The organism is Marinifilum caeruleilacunae (genome assembly GCF_013141825.1).
In the GTDB taxonomy this organism is placed as follows: Bacteria; Bacteroidota; Bacteroidia; order Bacteroidales; family Marinifilaceae; genus Marinifilum; species Marinifilum caeruleilacunae.
The window spans coordinates 91447-110108 of record NZ_RZNH01000007.1 but is presented as its reverse complement, the minus strand read 5'-3'; the positions used below and the strand labels follow the sequence as shown (position 1 = coordinate 110108).

General features: G+C 37.0%; 16 protein-coding genes. 10 read left to right on the top strand and 6 right to left on the bottom strand.

What is annotated here, in order from left to right:
* Nucleotides 1–11: 11 nt before the first annotated feature.
* Together ELS83_RS06430 and ELS83_RS06425 are read right to left on the bottom strand one after the other, a co-directional pair.
* On the bottom strand, nucleotides 12–641 hold the full coding sequence (locus ELS83_RS06430; RefSeq protein WP_171594712.1) for a DUF5063 domain-containing protein: 630 nt from the start codon (nucleotides 639–641) through the stop codon (nucleotides 12–14).
* A gap of 131 nt (nucleotides 642–772) precedes the next feature.
* Nucleotides 773–2680, bottom strand: coding sequence for a RecQ family ATP-dependent DNA helicase (locus ELS83_RS06425; RefSeq protein WP_171594711.1), 1908 nt, complete (start codon nucleotides 2678–2680; stop codon nucleotides 773–775).
* A gap of 181 nt (nucleotides 2681–2861) precedes the next feature.
* Between ELS83_RS06425 and guaB the strand changes: the two genes are divergently transcribed.
* The 6 genes from guaB to ELS83_RS06395 all read left to right on the top strand — a co-directional run bounded on the left by guaB (nucleotide 2862) and on the right by ELS83_RS06395 (nucleotide 10889).
* Complete coding sequence (gene guaB / locus ELS83_RS06420) at nucleotides 2862–4331, top strand: IMP dehydrogenase (protein WP_171594710.1); 1470 nt, start codon at nucleotides 2862–2864, stop codon at nucleotides 4329–4331.
* Nucleotides 4332–4411: 80 nt separating this feature from the next.
* Nucleotides 4412–6061, top strand: coding sequence for a peptidylprolyl isomerase (locus ELS83_RS06415; RefSeq protein ID WP_171594709.1), 1650 nt, complete (start codon nucleotides 4412–4414; stop codon nucleotides 6059–6061).
* Nucleotides 6054–6893 (top strand): peptidyl-prolyl cis-trans isomerase, encoded by an 840-nt coding sequence (locus tag ELS83_RS06410; RefSeq protein ID WP_171594708.1) that lies wholly within the window; start codon nucleotides 6054–6056, stop codon nucleotides 6891–6893. Before ELS83_RS06415 ends, ELS83_RS06410 begins: the two co-directional genes overlap by 8 nt.
* Nucleotides 6894–6930: 37 nt before the next feature.
* A complete protein-coding gene (locus tag ELS83_RS06405; RefSeq protein ID WP_171594707.1) occupies nucleotides 6931–8256 on the top strand; it encodes a peptidylprolyl isomerase in 1326 nt (441 codons plus the stop codon).
* Between the two features lie 78 nt (nucleotides 8257–8334).
* Entirely contained in the window at nucleotides 8335–9300 is a 966-nt protein-coding gene (locus tag ELS83_RS06400; protein ID WP_171594706.1) for an AAA family ATPase, read from the top strand.
* A 5-nt stretch (nucleotides 9301–9305) separates the two neighbouring features.
* Complete coding sequence (locus ELS83_RS06395) at nucleotides 9306–10889, top strand: OstA-like protein (RefSeq protein ID WP_171594705.1); 1584 nt, start codon at nucleotides 9306–9308, stop codon at nucleotides 10887–10889.
* A gap of 57 nt (nucleotides 10890–10946) precedes the next feature.
* Here the strand turns inward: ELS83_RS06395 and ELS83_RS06390 are convergent, their stop codons facing one another.
* From ELS83_RS06390 to ELS83_RS06380, 3 genes are all read right to left on the bottom strand, one after another.
* Entirely contained in the window at nucleotides 10947–11168 is a 222-nt protein-coding gene (locus ELS83_RS06390; protein ID WP_054714819.1) for a DUF2795 domain-containing protein, read from the bottom strand.
* A gap of 57 nt (nucleotides 11169–11225) precedes the next feature.
* Nucleotides 11226–11786, bottom strand: a complete 561-nt coding sequence (locus ELS83_RS06385) for a cob(I)yrinic acid a,c-diamide adenosyltransferase (RefSeq protein ID WP_171594704.1) — start codon at nucleotides 11784–11786, stop codon at nucleotides 11226–11228.
* A gap of 89 nt (nucleotides 11787–11875) precedes the next feature.
* Complete coding sequence (locus ELS83_RS06380) at nucleotides 11876–12631, bottom strand: hypothetical protein (protein WP_171594703.1); 756 nt, start codon at nucleotides 12629–12631, stop codon at nucleotides 11876–11878.
* 93 nt (nucleotides 12632–12724) lie between these two features.
* Here ELS83_RS06380 and recG point away from each other — a divergent pair, with 93 nt between their 5' ends.
* Together recG and ELS83_RS06370 are read left to right on the top strand one after the other, a co-directional pair.
* Nucleotides 12725–14830, top strand: a complete 2106-nt coding sequence (gene recG / locus ELS83_RS06375; RefSeq protein ID WP_171594702.1) for an ATP-dependent DNA helicase RecG — start codon at nucleotides 12725–12727, stop codon at nucleotides 14828–14830.
* 123 nt (nucleotides 14831–14953) lie between these two features.
* A complete protein-coding gene (locus tag ELS83_RS06370; RefSeq protein WP_171594701.1) occupies nucleotides 14954–16339 on the top strand; it encodes a hypothetical protein in 1386 nt (461 codons plus the stop codon).
* Nucleotides 16340–16408: 69 nt separating this feature from the next.
* Here ELS83_RS06370 and ELS83_RS06365 read toward each other — a convergent pair whose 3' ends face one another.
* Complete coding sequence (locus ELS83_RS06365; protein WP_171594700.1) at nucleotides 16409–16876, bottom strand: VirK family protein; 468 nt, start codon at nucleotides 16874–16876, stop codon at nucleotides 16409–16411.
* A 390-nt stretch (nucleotides 16877–17266) separates the two neighbouring features.
* On the opposite strand from ELS83_RS06365, the gene ELS83_RS06360 reads away from it, so the two are divergent.
* Together ELS83_RS06360 and ELS83_RS06355 are read left to right on the top strand one after the other, a co-directional pair.
* Nucleotides 17267–17695 carry a SoxR reducing system RseC family protein gene (locus ELS83_RS06360; RefSeq protein ID WP_171594699.1) on the top strand — a complete coding sequence of 143 codons (429 nt, stop codon included), beginning with the start codon at nucleotides 17267–17269 and terminating at the stop codon, nucleotides 17693–17695.
* Nucleotides 17696–17699: 4 nt separating this feature from the next.
* On the top strand, nucleotides 17700–18653 hold the full coding sequence (locus ELS83_RS06355; protein ID WP_171594698.1) for a Fe-S cluster domain-containing protein: 954 nt from the start codon (nucleotides 17700–17702) through the stop codon (nucleotides 18651–18653).
* Nucleotides 18654–18662: the final 9 nt, after the last annotated feature.

Genomic DNA, 18662 nt, shown 5'->3' with positions numbered 1-18662 from the left:
ATTTATTTTTCCTATTCATTTTCTTCACCCCATTCTCTCTGGCGTTGTGAGAAAATAGATCCACTCATGTCTATATTATCGATATTTGAATCAGCATCTAAATCTGATTCATCATTCAGGTTTACTTTATCGGCTGCAAGTTTATGAATGGCACGAAGCGAATTTACAAGTTTTTGCCCCCAATACTCATAAAAATGGTGATTTAAATCCCAAAGGGCATCATTCATTACCTCAACCGTTCCGATTTTATAGGAGGTAATAAAATCTTTAAGATCCTGATAAATATCGGCAAAATTTTCAGAAATCGAAGCAACAAGTGGTGTATCGCTATACTCCATATCGTTCTCGAACACTTCCAAAAACTCATTGTGGGCTCCCATTTTACTTTTCACGCTAGAATGAATAAACTCCCAATCCGATTCAGTCACAAACTTTTCCACTTCATCATCAAGCTCATTTTCGTTGGCTGGCAACATACTTGCTTTCAGGTAAAGTAAAGGCAATAATTTTTGAGCTGTTTCTACAAACTCAAGTTTTGTAATTTTCGAACTTGTTTCCAACAACAGGCAAAACTCGTTGGCTACTGTTACAAATTCAATAACATTTTTAGAATATACTACGTGTTCAAATTTATCTTCCATCTCTATTTTTTCCTACAACCTTGCAAAAATAACAAGATTTTACGAATAATAAATCCTTAGTTTCCAGACATGACAAATGCTTTGACAAACAGGCATGTTCTGTATTTGCAATTCCACTGGTGATTTATCAACTACACAGGGATCCATTTTATTCGGTTCCCACTTGCGCAATCAACCTCCTCATTGTCCTTTAAATGCTGAATTACTGTAATGATATTGTCTTCATTATAATCCAATCTTTCCACAATATCTTCTATGGCCAAAAAGTCTTTTTTTATCAGATCTAAAATGGCGTAATAAATGGTACGAAATTCTTTATCGCTTAATTTATCGGCCTCCATGGCTTTGCAAATATCACATTGTCCACACTCCTGTGCATATTTCTGCCCAAAATACTCCAACAAAAATTTCGATCGGCAAATATTTTCCGATTCTGCATAATGAATCACCGAATGAATCTTACTTTCCAGTTGCTCCTTTCTTTCCTGGTATACTTCTTTGGTCAACTTGATAAATCCAATTGGCAATCGTTCCTGGCTATACAATATAAAAGGTGTTTTCTTTCTCGGGATATACTTTATAATACCATGTTTCGACAATTCCTTTAAATAGGCAATAATCAATTCTTTATCTGCCTTTAATTTTCTTGCGAGACTGTCCACATTAATGGGCACATAATCTGTAAAAAGCCCGGTGAAGGAACGAAGTAAAATTTTGATAAAAGCATCAAAATTTTTATTGGCAACCTGGAATTTATACAGATCATCGCGTTGCACTGCAAAATGAATTCTCGACTCATGTTCCAGGTCATCCGTTAATTCGATATATCCTGCTCGCTGCAATATTTTTAAAGCATTAAAAGCCTGCAGTACATTAAATTTAAAATTCTTACAAAATTGCCCCAGGTCAAAATCGAAAACTGCATCCTTACCTGCCCCTTCAGCTACCTGTAAAAAGTTTCCTAAGGCCTGATACACTCTCACAATCAAATCTTTCTCTGGAAAGGCTGTTTTAATTCTTTTCAACAATTGTACCTTATCGGGATTTGAGTAGAGCATAACAGCATAGGCTTTTTTACCGTCTCTTCCGGCTCTTCCCGCCTCCTGGAAATAGGCTTCCAATGTATCTGGCAAATCCATATGCACCACGGTTCTCACATCCGATTTATCGATACCCATACCAAATGCATTGGTTGCTACCATTACCTGCACAATGCCTTTTTTCCATCGGTTCTGCCTGAAGTCTTTTACTTCGTTTTTCAGGCCCGCATGATAATATTCTGTCTTAATTCTATTGTTTTTAAGGAATTCTGCCAATTCCTTGCATTTTTTCCTGCTTCTCACATAAACCACCGAACTCCCTTTTTGTTTGCTTAGAATTTTAAGCAGGTATTTTTGCTTATCCTCTGTTTCCCGAACCAGATAAATTAAATTTTTACGTTCAAAACTCTTTCGGAAAACATTTATTTCAGGAAATCCGAGCTTTTCCTGAATATCGGTAACAACATCTAAAGTGGCAGTTGCTGTAAGTGCCAAGACAGGAACTTCCGGCAATAACTCCCGAAGCGAAATGATTTTTAAATAAGAAGGGCGAAAATCATATCCCCATTGCGAAATACAATGCGATTCATCAACTGCAATCAGGCAAACATTCATTTGCAGGGCTTTCTTTCGAAAGATATCGGAACTTATTCTTTCGGGAGAAATGTAGAGAAATTTCACATTCCCAAACAGGCATTTGTTCAGAATGTTTTCAATTTCGTCCCTGGAAAGCCCAGAATAAAGGAGTTCAGCTTTAATTCCCTTCTCTCTTAAATTCTGAACCTGATCTTTCATCAATGCCACCAAAGGCGATACAACCAGGCAAATTCCTTCGCTTGCCATGGTGGGAACCTGGAAGGTTAAAGATTTTCCTCCTCCTGTAGGCATCAACCCCAAAGTATCTTTCCCTTCAGAAACCGATTTAATGATCTCATCCTGTAAAGGACGAAACATCCCATATCCCCAATATTTTTTTAGAATATCTGTAAATCGATCCATTGAATTCTGTTCCAGCTTATTTATGGTGTTTTTTTGGCTTTTTTAATGCAATAAAGCAGTCTAAAAATAGTAACTTTTATATGGAATTAATCAATTAACAATTTTTAGTATTTATAATCAAGTTCTATTCCGCTATTTTTTTGTATTTTCGCATGCAATTTAAATCTAAAATTATTGCATAATGTCATTCGTATCTGATAAAATTATTTCTGACGGTCTAACGTTTGATGATGTTCTCTTGGTTCCTGCTTATTCTGAGGTACTTCCTAGAGACGTAAGTTTAAAAACTAAGTTCTCCCGAAACATTACTCTTAATGCTCCAATGGTATCTGCTGCGATGGATACTGTTACCGAATCTGCTTTGGCAATTGCCATTGCACGTGAAGGTGGTATTGGTGTAATTCACAAGAACATGAGTATCGAATCTCAGGCAAAACAGGTATTAACTGTAAAAAGAGCTGAGAATGGTATGATTTACGACCCAATTACAATTCCTCCTTACAAAACTGTAAAGGATGCCCTGGGCTTAATGAAGGAATTTAAAATTGGTGGTATTCCTGTAGTCGACACCGACAAATCATTATTAGGTATTGTAACCAATCGTGATTTGCGTTTCGAATTGGATATGGATCGTCCAATATCAGAAGTAATGACAAGTGAAAACATTGTTAGCACATCTGACTCTACCGATTTGGAAAAAGCAGCGGAAATTCTTCAAGCACACAAAATTGAAAAATTGCCTGTTGTTGATTCAAATAACAAATTAATTGGTTTGGTAACCTACAAGGATATTACCAAAGCAAAAGATAAGCCATTGGCTTGTAAAGATGAAAAAGGTCGTTTGCGTGTAGCTGCCGCTGTTGGTGTATCTGGTGATACTTTAGAAAGAATCGAAGCTTTGGTTCAGGCCAATGCCGATGCCATTATTATCGATACAGCTCACGGTCATTCAAGAGGTGTAGTTGAAGTACTGAAAACTGCCAAGAAGAAATTTCCTGACATGCAGTTTATTGTAGGAAACATTGCAACTCCTGAAGCAGCTAAAATGTTGGTTGATGCTGGTGCTGATGCTGTTAAAGTAGGTATTGGTCCAGGTTCTATTTGTACAACACGTGTAATTGCCGGTGTAGGTGTTCCACAGCTGAGTGCAATTTATGAAGTTTCGAAAGCACTTAAAGGCACAGGTGTTCCTGTAATTGCCGATGGTGGTTTGCGTTACTCAGGTGATATTGTAAAAGCAATTGCTGCTGGTGCCGACTGTATTATGGCAGGATCGCTTCTTGCTGGTGTTGAAGAATCGCCAGGAGAAACCATCATATACAATGGTCGTAAATTTAAATCGTACCGTGGTATGGGTTCTGTTGAAGCAATGCAGCAAGGTTCTAAAGACCGTTACTTCCAGGATGCTGAAGACGATATCAAGAAATTGGTTCCTGAAGGAATTGTTGCCCGCGTACCATATAAAGGAACTTTATATGAAGTAATTTACCAGTTAATTGGTGGTTTACGTGCAGGTATGGGATATTGCGGTTCGGCAAGTATTGAAGATTTGCACAATGCAAAATTTGTTAAAATTACAGCTTCGGGTATGGCAGAAAGTCATCCTCACGATGTAGCAATTACTCGCGAAGCTCCTAACTATAGCAGATAATTATATCGCATATAATTCGGTAACCCGTATGTTGCGGGTTACCGTTTTCTTTTTTGGAATTTTTACCATATCATTACTGAATGAGGAAGGGTTTACTATATCTGATTACAGTTTTATATTGCTCGTTAGCAAGTTACGGACAATACAGCACTACAGATACCCTTTTCAGCATAAACAACCAGGCCTACCCTTCTGCCCCATTTAAAGATTTGTTCGAGAGCAAGAAGCTCCGCGGTACAGACAACAAAGCCCTGCCATTAAACGAAGCTTTAGATTTATACATCGATTATCAGTTAAAAGCGAGAGAAGCTAAAAATTTACGACTGGACACCATCCCTGAAATAGCTCAGGAAATCGAATCCTATCACAATCAGGCATTCAACACCTACCTCTACCCTGTCGAAATCAGCGACAAACTTATTGAAGAAACCTTCAATCGTCTCCAACATTTCATTAAAGTTCGACATATTTTAATCAAAATTGAGGGAAGGGAAACACCCAAAGATACACTTGAAGCCTACCAGGCTGCTTTAAAAATTTACACTCAATTGAATAAAGGCAGAAAGTTCGAAAAACTGGCTTCACTGTATTCCGACGACATGTCGGTAAGAAAAAACGATGGGGAAATTGGATACATTAGCGTATTCGATATGGATTATGCATTTGAAAGCGCTGCATATGATACCGAATTTGGAAAATATTCAAAGCCTGTCCGTTCTCCGTATGGATATCACATTGTTCAGGCCATGGAGAGAATTGAAAATCCTGGCAGAGTAAAAATCAAGCACCTGATGCTTGAATTCAAAAAGAAAAATGCAAAAGATGAAATAAAGCTGAAAGCTGATTCCTTATACCAACTTTTACAAAAAGGAGCAGATTTTTCTGAAATGGTTCTTAAGCATTCTGATGATATCAATTCTGCCAAAGACAGTGGAAACTTGCCTTGGTTTGGCTTATTTGAAACACATCCAGCCATAGAAAAAGCTGCGTTCAATCTTAAAAACAAGGGTGATTATTCAACACCAATAAAAACCGAATTTGGATATCATATTATTCAATTGCTTGATAAAAAAGAACACAAATCGCTGGAGCAAAGCAGAGAAGAAATTACTTCTCGTTTGGAAGATGACAGCCGATCCAGAAAATCGGAAAGAGAATTAATTCGATACCTAAAAGAAAAATACAAGTATCAGGAAAACAAGCAGCTTCTCGAAAACTTCTATTCCATATTGGATTATGCTTATGCCGAATTATGGGAAGCGTTATTTACCATTGATGGGAAAGATTATTCGCAGGAAAAATTCGCCGAATTTTTAAGCAAGCAGGAATCGAAAGATATTTACGAGAATTTTAAAGAATATATCAACAGATTATATGTTAATTTCTCAAACACTTGTATCTTAGCCTACCACAAAAAAAAGTTGGAGGAGCAATATCCTGAATTAAGATCTCTGCTTCGGGAATACGAAAATGCTGTGTTGGTTTATTTCATTAGTAAAAACAAAATTTGGGACAAAGCATCGGCAAACGAAAAAGAAGTAAAGGAATTCTATCAGCAGAATTTAGAAAAATATGAATCAGAAGTAGGTTTCGAAGAGAGTAAAGATAAAGTACTAAGAGATTACAGAGAATATTTAGGACTGGAATGGTCGAAAGAATTGCGTAAAAAATACGCTGTTTCCATTAACAAACCTACTCTTATTAAAATTGCAAATAAGCAGAATGAATAAATATATATTAGCAATCATAGCACTTGCATGTTTAAGTGCATGTAATTACAATACCGAGGAAGATAAAACAGTTGCAAAGGTAGATCAGGATTTTTTATACATGAGTGAAGTTGCTGCCGTAGTGCCCGATGGAAGCTCAAAAGAAGATAGTATTCTGATTGCGGATAATTATATCCATCAATGGATCAAAAAGCAATTGATTATATCAAAGGCTGAACTAAACCTTACCGATGAAGATAAGGATGTGAGCAAAATGGTTGAAGATTATCGCTCTTCCCTAATCATACATAAATATCAGCAACATCTTTTAGAGCAAAAACTGGATACCATTGTCTCCTCTTTCGAGATTGACAACTACTACAGGCAAAACTCAAGCAACTTTGTTCTGAACAAGAACATTATCAAGGCATTATACATTAAAATAGCCAAGCCAGTACCCGATTATAAAGAATTACAGAAGCTTTATAAATCAGAAAAAGAAGAAGATTGGGACGAATTGGAAGACTACTGTTTTCAGAATGCCACAAAATTTGATAATTTTAGCGGACAATGGGTAAATGCAAAGGAGTTGCTCAACCGAATTCCTTTCGAATATAGCGATGAAGACAAATTGTTAAAAAGTAGAAAACACATCGAAACAGAAGATTCGACTCACCGCTATTTTGTTGCCGTTAAAAAAGTAGAGTTTAAAAATAAGGTAGCTCCGCTGGAATTTGTAAGAGACGATATCAGAAAAATAATTATCAATAAACGAAAAATAGAATTCATTAAAAACCTCGAAGAAAACATCTACAGAGATGCCGAATCGAAAAATAAATTCAAAATTTATTAAACCATAAAATATGCGTTACATTTTTAGAAAAACTTGCATGGCAATTACACTCTTGTTGATGAGTATGCTTACTCTAACTGCTCAGGACAATGTAGTCGATAAAATTATTGCCGTGGTTGGTAATCAGGTTGTATTAAAATCGGATGTTGAAACCAGGTTTCTTCAACTTCAGGCTCAAGGATACACCTCGGGTAGTGTTGATTTAAAAACAGAAATTTTTGAAGATCTTTTGATTCAAAAAATGATGATTGCCCAAGCTGCGATTGATAGTGTTGAAGTAACGGAACAAGAAGTAGAAAATGATCTTGAACGTAAGATGCAAATGTATGTTCAAAGAATTGGTTCGAAAGAAAAATTGGAACAGTTTTATGGAAAATCGCTTCTTGAAATGAAGAACGACTTGCGTGATGACAACCGTAACGAACTGATTAAAGAAAGAATGCAGGCCGAAATTACGAAAGACATTCATATTACTCCTGCCGAAGTAAGAGAGTTTTACAATAAAATGAACAAGGATAGTTTACCAATGATTGCCGGTAAACTGGAAGTACAACAAATTGTAAGATATCCACAGGTTACTGATGATGAAAAAGACAGAATCAGAAACCGTTTAAGAGGATTTAGAGACAGGGTTCACAATGGTGAAAACTTTGCCACTTTGGCCGTTCTTTATTCTGAAGATCCAGGAAGTGCCCGCCAGGGTGGTGAACTTGGATACATGCCAAGAACAGACTTGGTTCCAGAATTTGCCAACGTTGCCTTCAACCTAAAAACCGATAAAGTTTCGAAAATTGTTGAAACGGAATTCGGTTTCCATATCATTCAATTTATCGATCGTAAAGGGGAACGTATTAATGTGCGTCACATCTTGCTGAAACCAAAAATTGAAGAAGCAAAAAGAGAACAAGCTAGTTCGCGTTTAGATAGTATTGCCGATTTAATTCGCAGCGAAAAACTGGAATTCGACGAAGCTGCATTCTATTTCTCTGCCGATAAGGATACAAGAAACAATGGTGGTTTAATTGTAAACCCATATACTGGCTCATCGAAATTCGAAAAAGACAACTTGCCTCCGGCAATTGCTCAGCAAGTAAACACTTTAAAAATTAATGAAATTTCTGAACCATTCCTTGATGTTTCGGGAGGTAAGGATGCTTATAAAATCATTAAAATAAAATCGGAAACAAAAGCTCACGCTGCGAACCTTTCCGACGACTGGAGCATTTTTGAAAATATGCTCACAAGCAAAAAACAGCAAGACATCCTTAATAAATGGATCAAAGATAAACAGGCCAACACCTACGTACACATCGATGATTCTTACAAGAATGCTAAATTTAGATTCAAAGGCTGGATAAAATAAGAAAGCAAAAAAAACATACTCAGACACAGCCAATATGCTGTGTCTGATTTTTTAATGGGAATCCTTAAAACAAATTCGATGAATTTTAAATCAGAAGTTGAAGCTGCAAATTCCTTACATGCCGATTACGAAAAACTGTTGGCTGAAATAGGCAAGAAAATTTATGGTCAGGATGAAATTATTAAAAAGGTACTGATTTCGATCTTTAGCAACGGTCATTGCTTGCTGGTAGGTGTACCCGGCCTGGCTAAAACTTTGCTTGTAAATACCATTTCGCAGGTTCTCGATTTAAAATACCAAAGAATACAGTTTACCCCCGACCTAATGCCTTCAGACATTATTGGAACGGAAATCCTAAACAGCGAACGCAAGTTTACATTTATCAAAGGACCTTTGTTTGCCAATATTCTTCTTGCCGACGAAATTAACCGTACGCCTCCAAAAACGCAATCGGCATTGCTGGAGGCCATGCAGGAAAAAATGGTAACCGTAAATGGTAAAAATTATGAGATTGATAAACCATTTTTTGTACTGGCAACTCAAAATCCAATTGAGCAGGAAGGAACATATCCACTTCCCGAAGCACAGCTGGATCGATTCATGTTTAGCATCTACCTCGACTACCCAAAATTGGAAGATGAAATTTCTATTGTTGAAAACACAACTTGTGGCAAGGATATTGTTTTAAACAAAATCATATCGGGTGAAAAAATTTCCTACTATCAAAAATTGATACAAAAAGTACCAATTAATCGAAATGTATTGGAATATGCAGTAAATTTGGCAGCCAAATCGCGACCAAATACCGAGATTTCTCACCCAATGGCAAATGAATACATCAATTGGGGAGCAGGGCCACGAGCTTCGCAGTATTTGGTAATTGGAGCAAAAACCAATGCTTTGTTATCGGGAAAATATTCGCCTGATATTGAAGATGTAAAAGAGGTGGCCATTCCAATTCTTCGACATCGAATCATGAAAAATTACAAAGCCGAAGCGGAAGGAATTAGCGTAGAAGATATCATAACAGAATTATTAAAATAAAACGAATGCCTGGCATCATTTCAAGATACAAAACCATTTTTCTTTTGGTTGGATTCATGTGCTTTTTTGCATTTCATGCAGAAGCTCAAAAAAAATCTAAAGTAAAAATTAAAAACTCCGAAAGTTTTAGAGCTTTGCTAAAAGCCGATCCTCCGGTTACCATTTTTAAGAATAAAGTATACATTACACATGAAGACATAAAAATGTATTGTGATAGTGTGTACCAGTACAACGAACAAAACAGAATCGAAGCATTTGGAAATGTTCATATTATTAACGCCGATACGGTTCATATTTATGGTGATTACCTAAAATACAATGGCAACACCAAACTTGCCGAATTGCGTGACAATGTAAAACTGAAAAACAAATCGGTTACCGTTACTACCGAGTTTCTAGATTTTGATATGAACGAAAGTGTTGGCTATTACTTTAAGGGTGGTAAAATTGTAGATGCCGACAATACGCTTACCAGTGTAATCGGGAGATATTATACTCGTCAGGATTTGCTATTTTTTAAAGACAGTGTTGAGGTTCACAGCAAGGACTATATTCTAAATTCGGATACCTTAAAATACAATACCACCAGCAAAACAGCTTTTATTTTGGGCCCAACTACCATCCAAAACGAGAAAGAAACTTTGTACTCCGAAGATGGCTGGTACAATACAGCAAGTGGCATTTCTCAATTTTTTAAGAATACCACACTCAATAGTAAAGAATACCAAATTAAGGGAGACAGCATTTACCTTAACAAAAATGACGAGAATGCAAGGGGTTTTGACAATGTAGAGCTTCGTGATACAGTGAACAAATTTATTCTTCGTGGGAATTTTTTGGAAACTTTTAAGAACACCGAAGAAGCCTTAATGACCGATTCTGCTGTTTTTATCCAGGTGGCCGAACAAGATTCACTATTCCTACATGCTGACACTTTAACCATTTCGAAGGACTCTGCAGGCTTTGAGCTGATTAAAGCTTTCCATCATGTTAAATTTTTCAGACCCGATTTGCAAGGAAAATGCGATTCGCTGGTTTACAGTATGCAAGATTCAACCATTTGGTTATATAATGATCCGGTGCTTTGGGCTCAGGGAAATCAGATGGTAGCCGATACTATTGGAATCGAAACTCAAAATCAGGAGGTAAGATATTTGCACTTTAGAGGTTCCTCCTTCTTAACAGCCAAAGAAGACAGTACTTTTTACAACCAGATTAAAGGGAAAAACATGCTTGGGCATGTAAAAGACAATAAGGTGTATAAGCTGGATATTGACGGCAATGGGGAAACCCTTTATTACCCGAAGGATAAAAACATCATTATGGGAATGAATGTGGCTAAAAGTAGCGATATCACCATTCACATTAAGGAAAATAAAATTGACCAGATCGTTTTCATTAAAAAACCAGATGGCAATATGTATCCCTTGTTTGAAGTGGAGCCAGAAATGCTATTCCTGAAAAATTTCCGTTGGTTCGATGGCATTCAGCCAACATCCAAAGAGGATATTTTCATTTGGCGAGATACAGCACCCAAAACTTCTCAAAGCATTTTAAAAGCTGAAGTTTTAGATAGAAAAAAGGAATGATAAATAACACATAAAACAAAAAACGAGGTTTTGAATCAAAACCTCGTTTTTTATTTTTTAGTATTCATCTTCGTTGAATAAAAAATCTCCTTTGCTCGGATAATCAGGCCAAATATCCTCAATACTCTCAAAAATCTCTCCCTCTTCCTCGATTTCCTGCAAATTTTCAATTACCTCCAGCGGCGCACCAGAGCGAATTGCGTAGTCAATCAACTCATCCTTGGAAGCCGGCCACGGGGCATCTTCAAGTTTTGTTGCTAATTCAAGTGTCCAATACATAAGTTCAAAATATTTTTAGGTTCCTTTATTCTGCGAATATAATTTTTTTTTCCGAATTTACAAGTCAGGCTCCCATTTTATTTCAGTAGCGCCAACATCCAGTAAAACCTTACGCGATAACACGAACAGGTAGTCCGATAATCTATTTAAGTACTTCAACAATAAGGGATTTATGTCAATTTCAGTGGACAATTGATTGGCTCTTCGTTCAGCTCTTCGACAAACTGTTCTGGCCACATGACAAAAACCATTCAAAGTACTCCCTCCGGGTAGCACAAAATTATTCAATTCAGGTAACTGCTCATCCATTCGATCCATTTCCGATTCCAATAGCAAAATATCGTCTTCACTAAGGTTTAGCCTCTGTTTTAGGTCCGATTTCTCATCATCTGTTGCCAACCTCGATCCTATTAAAAACAGCTTATTCTGCACCGCATTTAGCACTTCTTGTGTTTTTTCTTCGAGTTGATGTGATCTTATCAGGCCAATGTAAGAATTGAGTTCATCTACTGTGCCATATGCTTCAAGTCTGGCATGATATTTTGGAACTCTTGTTCCTCCAATTAAACCGGTAGTTCCTTTATCCCCGGTTTTGGTATATACTTTAAATTTGTCCATTGTTTCTTTCTTAGGCTGATTAACTAATTTTAATCAGAAATTTTTAGCTCTTATAACAAAGATAAAATAATTTATTATTTAGAACCGTTCTATATTGATATTTTTCGAATATATTCCTGCTTTTGCAGATCTTGATCTGCAATCAATATACCTGCAGAAAACATATCGATACAAATTTTAAATTCCTGATTTGTTTGTAGCTGTCTCCAAAGCTGCATTAGTTCCGAATTTTTACGCATATTTAGGAGTACAATCGTACATTTTGAGCCCAATATTTTCTCATACTTCTCTGTAAAAAACAGGATATCTTCCTGCGCAACCAGATTGCTAATCACCACAAAATCTGCATTGGTAATATCTCTAAAGCTTGCAATTTTAATGTTCTTAATTCCCAACTGATGATTAAATATTTCAGAATTGATCTCCTCATTTTTTAAACAATCTCCAATGCAATTTATTGTAAGCCTCGAATCAACCTTCGCCATATAAGCTTTTGAGTAAGACAAGCCACTTCCAATAAAAATTGGATTGGTCGACTTAAAATGGTTCATCAAACGAAAAACCAATCGATCGGTATCTTTTCCTCTTTTTAAATTCAGAATCTCTTCCTTTAAATCATTGGCTCGCTGATGGCTCACAGCAGGCGATTTACAGGATGATTTCAGCAGTTTTATAGCCAATTGCCTGGTTTTCTGAAGTTCTCCAAAGGCATAATAATGCAACTTGGCATCAAGAACATTGCGAAACAAATCTCTTGCAAATGCTGATCTTCTTTTCCATCTCCTGCGACGTGAAGTCTTTAAACGAAAAAGTCTTTTTTTTAACTGGTAACGAATGTCACTCATGCGTGTGTTTATGTATATTTGGCGAATTAAATTGTAAATTTGAGTTTCTCAACAATTAAAATTATTAGAATTTTTCAACTTTTAATCTTTTAAATGTCTGAATTAGCAGGTCTGGATATAAAATTTTTAGCAGGAGTGGGTCCCAAAAGGGCTTCTATCTTAAATCAGGAATTATCGATTTATAGTTACGAAGACTTATTGTATCATTTTCCTTACAAATATATCGATAGAACAAAATTCTATTCGATCAAGGAAATCAACTCTAAATTGCCTTACATCCAGGTAAGAGGACAAATTACGGGCATTGAAACCCTGGGAGAAAAACGCCAGCAAAGATTGGTTGCCTATTTTACCGATGGAGAAGATACAATGGAATTGGTATGGTTTAAGGGCATTAAATACATTAAAGGCAGCTTGAAGCCAAATACCGAATACATTGTATTTGGAAAACCTTCCGAGTTCAACCGCAAGATAAATGTTGTGCATCCAGAACTAGAAGAGGCCGGTAAAACAAATGGCAAAATCAACGCTTCGCTACAGTCGTTTTACCTTACCACCGAGAAGATGAAAAACAGTTTCCTGAACTCGAAGGCAATTCAAAAACTTCAGGAAAATGCACTAAAATCTGTCAATGGAAAAATACCCGAAACTTTACCTGCTCCACTTATTAAAAGGCTTGGCTTAATCAATTTACATGAAGCTTTGCTTCAAATTCATTTTCCAAGCAATACCGAACTTCTAAAAAAGGCACAGTATCGCTTAAAGTTTGAAGAGCTGTTTTACATCCAGCTCAACATCCTAAAAATGAAAATGAAACGGAAAGTTCTTTACAAAGGACATCCGTTCTCGATCATTGGAGATAACTTTAATTCATTCTATAAAAATAACTTGCCCTTTGAGTTAACCAATGCTCAAAAGCGAGTGATCAAAGAAATCCGAAAAGATGTTGGTTCTGGCAAACAGATGAATCGCCTGCTGCAAGGTGATGTGGGAAGTGGCAAAACCATGGTGGGGTTAATGTGTATGCTGATGGCTCTTGATAATGGTTGCCAGGCTTGTTTGATGGCTCCGACCGAAATTTTAGCCACCCAGCATATGGAAAGCATTTCTGAATTTCTGGAAGGAATTGATGTAAATGTGGCATTGCTTACCGGATCGACCAAACAAAAAGACAGAAGAAGAATTCATGAAGATCTGCAGAGTGGTGAGTTGCAAATTCTAATTGGAACTCATGCTTTGCTGGAAGATGTGGTGCAGTTTCATAACCTCGGACTGGTTATTATCGACGAACAACACAGGTTTGGTGTGGCTCAGCGTGCACGATTATGGAAGAAAAACAATATTCCTCCTCATGTATTGGTGATGACAGCAACCCCAATTCCAAGAACCCTAGCCATGACACTGTATGGCGATCTGGAAGTTTCTGTTATTGATGAGTTGCCACCTGGAAGGAAACCCATTCAGACCGTTCACTATTTTGAGAACAAAAGGCGACAGGTGTATGAGTTCATGAAGAAGCAGATCGACCTGGGAAGACAAATCTATTTGGTGTATCCGATGATTAAAGAATCGGAAAAAATGGATTACAAAAACCTGGAAGAAGGATACGAAAGCGTTGCAAAATCATTTCCACCTGAAAAATATGGCATCAGCATGGTTCATGGTAAAATGAAACCTGCAGAGAAAGATGCAGAAATGCAACGATTTGCACAGGGAGAAACCAAAATAATGGTTGCCACTACGGTAATCGAAGTAGGTGTGAATGTTCCCAATGCTTCGGTAATGGTAATCGAGAGTACCGAACGATTTGGTTTATCTCAATTGCATCAGTTACGTGGTAGAGTTGGTCGAGGTGCAGAACAATCCTATTGTATTTTGATGTCGTCCTATAAAATCTCGAACGAATCGAGAAAAAGGATTGAAACTATGGTGCGAACCAACGATGGATTTGAAATTGCCGAAGTAGACCTTAAATTACGTGGGCCAGGCGATATTGAAGGAACACAACAGAGTGGAATCTCTTATGATTTGAAAATTGCTCACCTGGGTAAAGATGGCCAACTATTGCAGTATGCACGCGATGTAGCCCAGGAAATTCTTGATCATGACCCTTTGCTTGAAAAGGAAGAGAACTTTACTTTGGCCAAACAAGTGAAGCGATTGAGCAAAACGAAAATCAACTGGAGCGTAATCTCTTAAATATCAACACAAGTTTCACAATTAAACTTGAACAAAAGCACATTATTTCACAAGTTAATGCACTGTTGTTTTTAGGGTAATTCCCTATTTATTCGGTTTACACAATAATCAATCTATACATTTATGAAAAAACGATTACTACTCTCTTTATTGTCAGTACTCTTGTGCACAAATTATATGATGGCACAGGAAGACAATTCATTTTATGGTTTCGACAATTCATTTGAAAACTTGAGTAATCCTGACTCAATAAGTCTTTTCACCGGAGCCTTTGCTTTTGCAAGAATAGGTGGAGAAAACTATGCAGGAGCCAGATTTCAGCCAGAGTTAAACCTTGGAAAAGTGGGTGTTGGTTTCGATATCCCTGTCTATTTTAACCTGGAAACTGGCGATTTTTATAGCGACGAGTTCAAAAATGGAAGTGGTGTTTTGCGCCTGATCAGCTATGTGCGTTATGGTCGCAAGAAAAAAGATCCGGTTTTTCTAAAAGTAGGCCAGCTGCGAGGCGAATCGCTTGGTTACGGAAGTTTGCTGAACAATTACAATAACTCACCTAGTTTCGAAAAAAGAAAAGTAGGGTTAAGTTACGATATCAGAATCAAAAAAGTAGTTGGTATCGAAGGATTGTACAGCGATTTTAACCTAGAATCGTTCAACCTTTTTGCCATACGTCCTTATGTACGTCCTTTTGGAGCCAGCGGAATTCCTGTTCTTAAAACCCTTGATTTTGGTTTTTCATACATCACCGATAAAGATGAAACCAATCGTTTTGGAGATGAGTCGGGTAAAAATGAATTCCTTTCAGATGGCATGAAAGCTTATGGTTTCGATATGGGAATTACTTTTATCAACTCTGGTTTTATAAACCTTACGGGATATACCCACTTTAGCAAATTGGCCAAGGTAAAATCAGACTCTTTGGCAAGATATCAGCAGGCAATTCCGCCAAGCCAGGGCTATGGTGCTGGTAAAGGAATGGGAATTGGTGTAAATGCCAATATGAATATCGTAGGTAATTTTTTCAGGTTGAATTCGAGAATAGAGCGCCTTTGGTATACCGATAATTATCTGCCACAATTCTTCGATGCCCATTATGAAATTAACAAAGACACTAAAATTGCTGCCCTTGGCGATGCAAAAAACAAGCAAGGCATTTATGGATCTTTAACTGCCTCTTTAATGGATAAAGTTTTAGTTGGTGGTAACTTGTTGTTACCCGATAATGTGAGCGAAGAAACTCCTGCTACCATGCAGCTAAACCTACGCACCAAAGATTTATTCGATAAAATTATCATAGAAGGATATTATACAAAAGCGAATTTGGTTGATTTTGGAAATGCATTTGATTTTGACGAAAACTCGTTGGCATTACTGAGATTCGCCTACAAAATTAGCCCAATTATAGCAACGGGAATCGATTATAAATGGACCTGGAACAAACAGGATGACGGCACCTACAAGGCCGATAATTCTGTGATGCCCTATATCGCATTACGCTTTCAGTTTTAGATAAAAAAAGAGCGAATCACGTTTGATTCGCTCTTTTTTTATTTCCATATTCTAATAACCTTAGTTCGATTAATGGGCAAAGAAGTGTGCTGCCCCATTTTCTCCATCGTTAACCTTGGTGAAGAAGTTTTCGGTCATGGTTTCTTCATGTGTTACCGAATCAAGATAATTAGCGGTAATTTTCACCTTTCCCGATTCATAAATTCTAAGTTTTACGTAATTGTACACGTAGCCTTTTCCTTTCGGATTCGCGATTAATTTAGAGGTAGAAGTTACCACAAAAGCTTCCTTATTTCGAATTGAACCTTTGGCAAAATACTCCCAGGTGTCAATTTTCATCCCACCTACGGCATCAACACTTTCATCTTCAATTTCATTATCACTAATCAATTGACAATCCTTGTAATAAAATACTGCATGAACTACTTTTCCCTCTTTTAAGGCATCCATTATTCCTTCAAAAGAGTTTAGCTTTTGAGTTTTTGCCATTAATACACCAGGAATAAGTAATAAGCTAAGTAACAATAGTTTTTTCATAATTTGGGGCTAGTAAAGATTTAATAAAAAGTATGTTTTTAGTTAATAAAATCACATTTCATTTTCCATTTCAATAAAATTTGAACGGATAAAGCTCAATTTATTTACAAACATTCTAAATTACCTCGTTTGCGGAAAACACTAAAATTAACGATTTTTTTCTTGAATAGCCCAAACTAACTGTAACCAATATAGATACATCAAAAATTGCAATCTCCACATTACAAAAGCAAGGAAGTCCCTCTATTTAAACACACTATAAATAGACTTTTTCAGGATGGAATGTGCCCTAAAGTGTTAATTTTGTTGCCATGTGTTAAATAACATGCGCATTAAAACGCACTGATATACAGCAAACAAACACATGCAATACTAAAAAGGGGCTAAACTATGAGTAATCCCAAACAAATTGATCACGAGGGGACGATCCTTGAAATTGAGGATGGTAAGATTACGGTCGGAATTGTTAATGTTTCGGCTTGTGCAGGATGTCATGCCAAAGGAGCATGTACAATGTCCGACATGAAGGAAAAATCGATTGATGTTATTGATTACAGCAACAAGTATTCGGTTGGTGAAAAGGTAAAATTAACCTACCAGGAATCCTTGGGTTGGTTTGCTTTAATACTTGCCTATGTTTTGCCTTTCGTACTTGTTTTACTGGTACTTTTCATTGCAACAACAATTACTAACGACGAATTAATAAGTGGTTTATTGTCATTGGCAGTTTTACCACCTTATTATATCATATTGTCCTTTTTTAAAGGACGCTTAAAAAAAACGTTTTCATTTACAATAGAAAAAATCGTAAACATTTAATTCTATGAGCATTATAGCTATCACTATTCTGGCTTTGTGTGCGATTGGTGTTACAGCAGCAATTATCCTGTATTTTGTAGCCCAAAAATTCAAAGTGTACGAAGATCCTCGAATCGACGAGGTTGAAGAAGCATTGCCTGCAGCAAACTGTGGGGGTTGTGGTTATCCGGGTTGTAGAGGTTTTGCCGAAGCATTGGTTAAAGCCGACGACATCTCTAACTTCAACTGTCCTGTTGGAGGCGCTGCAGTTATGTCGCATGTAGGTGCCCTGTTAGGTCACGAAGTAAAAGCAGCAGACCCAACTGTTGCTGTTGTTCGTTGTAACGGTACTTGCGAAAACCGACCAAGAACTAACCAATATGATGGTGCCACATCTTGTTCCATTTCAGCATCACTTTACAGTGGTGAAACAGGTTGTCAGCACGGTTGTTTAGGTTTAGGTGAATGTGTTGAAGCATGTAACTTCGATGCAATGTATATGGATGAAGAAACAGGTCTTCCGGTAATTATCGAAGACAAATGTGTTTCTTGTGGAGCATGTGTTACGGCTTGTCCAAACAACATTATCGAGCTTCGTAAAAAAGGTCCTAAGAGCCGCAGAATCTTTGTATCGTGTGTAAACAAAGACAAAGGTGCCATTGCTAAAAAAGCATGTGATGTGGCATGTATTGGTTGTCGCAAATGCGAAAAGGAATGTCCTTTCGATGCAATTGTGGTAGAAAACAACCTTGCCTACATTGACTACAACAAATGTAAGTTGTGTAGAAAATGTGTGGTGGTTTGTCCAACCAATGCAATACATGAACTAAACTTCCCTCCTCGCAAAGAAAAGCCAGCTGCAAAACCTGATGCAAAAACAGTTAAGCCAGCTGCTGCGGCAAAAACGGAAGTTAAAGATGCTCCTAAAGCTGAGCCTAAAGCAAACGATTCGAAAGAAGAAACATCTGATAACAAATAAATAGGAGGA